2 protein-coding genes and 1 pseudogene are annotated in these 2,250 nt (G+C 66.7%); all 3 read left to right on the top strand.

The window, feature by feature from the left end:
- Positions 1-412, top strand: a pseudogene (locus tag HV701_RS26540) (methyl-accepting chemotaxis protein); the annotation flags it as partial.
- Positions 413-441: 29 nt separating this feature from the next.
- Positions 442-912, top strand: a complete 471-nt coding sequence (locus HV701_RS26535) for a hypothetical protein (protein WP_175135970.1) — start codon at positions 442-444, stop codon at positions 910-912.
- A 137-nt stretch (positions 913-1,049) separates the two neighbouring features.
- Positions 1,050-2,250 (top strand): Tar ligand binding domain-containing protein (locus tag HV701_RS26530; RefSeq protein ID WP_175135969.1); only part of this gene is annotated, 1,201 nt, incomplete at its 3' end.

Here is a 2,250-nt window from a genome sequence, read left to right as displayed (position 1 = left end):
CGCGGCGCTGGTGGAAGAGGCGGCGGCCGCGGCCGGTTCGCTGCAGGAGCAGGCGCAGCGCCTGGCCGAAGCGGTGGCGGTGTTCAAGATCAATGCCGGCGAAGTGATCGAAGTGCCGGCGCGTCAGCTGGCGCAGCAACGCAGTGCGCCGCGCGTCAGCCCGCCCAGGGCCGAAGAGACGCCGCCGGCACAGCAAAAGGCCGTCGCACCCGTGGCGCCGGCCGCGCCAGCGGCGCGCCTGACGCATGCTGCTCGGGCCACGTCGTCGTCGGCGCCGACCGAAGGCGCCAGCGCGGCGCGACCGCTGCGCCGGCCTGCGCCCCGCGCGGCCGCGCCAGTGAAGGACGTCAAGCCGGCGCCGGCGGCCTCTCGCCGCCAGGCGCCGGCGGACGATGATTGGGAATCTTTTTGACGCCGGTTCCGACCGGTAAATGGGCAGGTATGCGAGGCTATCTAAAACTTCTGGTCATGGCGGCGTTTGCGGCGCTGATCGCGGGCTGCGCGGCGACGGGCCACAATTTCGACCCCAGCAAGCTGTCGACCCTGACCCCGGGCCAGACCACGCTGGAAGAAGCCTCGCGGGCGCTCACGGCCCCGCCTGACAAATTCTACAAACAGACCGACGGCACTTTTCTGGCCCTCTGGTCCTTCAAGATCACGTTTGTCGCGGACGGCCTTTACAGCCGCAAAGAGGCGTTGCTGCAGTTCGGCCCGGACGGCCGGCTGATGCGCCTCGTCGACAGCACCAATATTCTGCTGGAACCCTGGGAACGCCAGAAATTGCTGGGCCCTGCACCCATACCCGACCCCGGTCAGGAATGGGCGCCGCAGCCCGCGCCGCCGCCCCAGGTGGAAACCATCGTCATACCGGTGCCGGCTGCGCCGCCCGAGCCGATGGGCCAGGGGCGGTAGGCCCGGTTCCCGCGGAATGCGCGGCGGTCCCTGGACCGCCATGTACGTCGCCCCGATGCGAACGCGGTCCGCATGGACGGTTTGCCGGGGTGGGTTTTCATTTGGTCAGGGCTGTACCTGAGGGATGGGGAAAGAATATGGAAGCGAGTCTGGAATCCGGAGCGAAATCAGGCAGGGTCGGTAAGAAAAAGGCCGCGCGCGCGCCGAAGGTGAAGCGCAAGCTGCGGCTGCGCGATGCCCGCGTCGGCACGATGCTGCTGTGGGTCATGGCATTCTTCGCCGTGCTGATCGCGGCGGTGGGTGGCATGGCCGCCTTCTTCCTGCAGCACAATTACGAATCCATCCGCGAGGTCAACGCGTTGACCGAGCGCGCCAAGCAGGTGGAAGTGATCAACACCGACATGCTGCGCGCCCGCGTCAGCCTGATGGTGGCCGCGCGCCATCTGCAGGAATCCGGTTGGGGCAGTGGCGAGAATTCGGCGCGCGACGCCGCCGCCGCCCTGAAGGCGGCCACCGACCTGCTGACGGGCGTGCGCAGCCGTTTCTCTGACTTCCAGAAAAACATGCTGCAGGACGATACCGGCCGCCAACTGTCGATGAATCTGGTGCGCCGCTACCGCTCCTATATCGATGACGGCGTCGACACCATGGTCGAAGCGCTGCGCAGCGAGGATTATTCCACCTTCTACATGGTGAACAACGAATACGGTACGCCTCGCAGCGCGGCCTTCATTGAGGCCATTTCCGAGTTCAGCAAGTACATTGACGATCAGCAGCGGGCCACGATCGACCAGGCCGAGTCCAATTTCAATCGCGCCCTGGTGGCGGTGGGCGTGGCCGTGGCCCTGGCGTTGCTCCTGATGGTGTTCTGCCGCGTGCTGTTTGGCCGCCTGGTGGTGCGTCCGCTGGTCGAGGCTGGCCAGCACTTTGACAAGATCGCCGCGGGCGACCTGACCAGCCGCGTCGAAGTGCGTTCGCACAACGAGATCGGCCAGTTGTTCGCCGCACTCAAGCGCATGCAGGAAAGCCTGACCCGCACGGTGGCCACGGTGCGTCGCGGGGTCGATGAGATCACGGTGGGTTCGCGCGAGATTTCGGCCGGCAACACCGACCTGTCCAGCCGTACGGAAGAACAGGCGGCCTCGCTGGAGGAAACCGCGGCGTCGATGGAAGAGCTGGCCTCGACGGTCAAGCAGAATGCGGACAACGCGCGCCAGGCGAACCAGTTGGCGGCCAGCGCCTCGGACGTGGCCGAGCGCGGCGGTTCGGCGGTGGCCGAGGTGGTCAACACGATGCAGGGCATTTCTGCCAGCTCGCGCAAGATTTCCGAGATCGTGT

It is taken from the genome of Achromobacter pulmonis (assembly GCF_902859765.1).
GTDB classification, from domain to species: Bacteria; Pseudomonadota; Gammaproteobacteria; order Burkholderiales; family Burkholderiaceae_B; genus Achromobacter; species Achromobacter pulmonis.
This window is presented reverse-complemented; position numbering and strand designations above follow the sequence as displayed.

What these genes read in the sequence shown, in the direction of transcription:
- HV701_RS26535 (WP_175135970.1), top strand. Translation starts at nt 442, where the DNA reads ATGCGAGGCTATCTAAAACTTCTGGTCATGGCGGCGTTTGCGGCGCTG.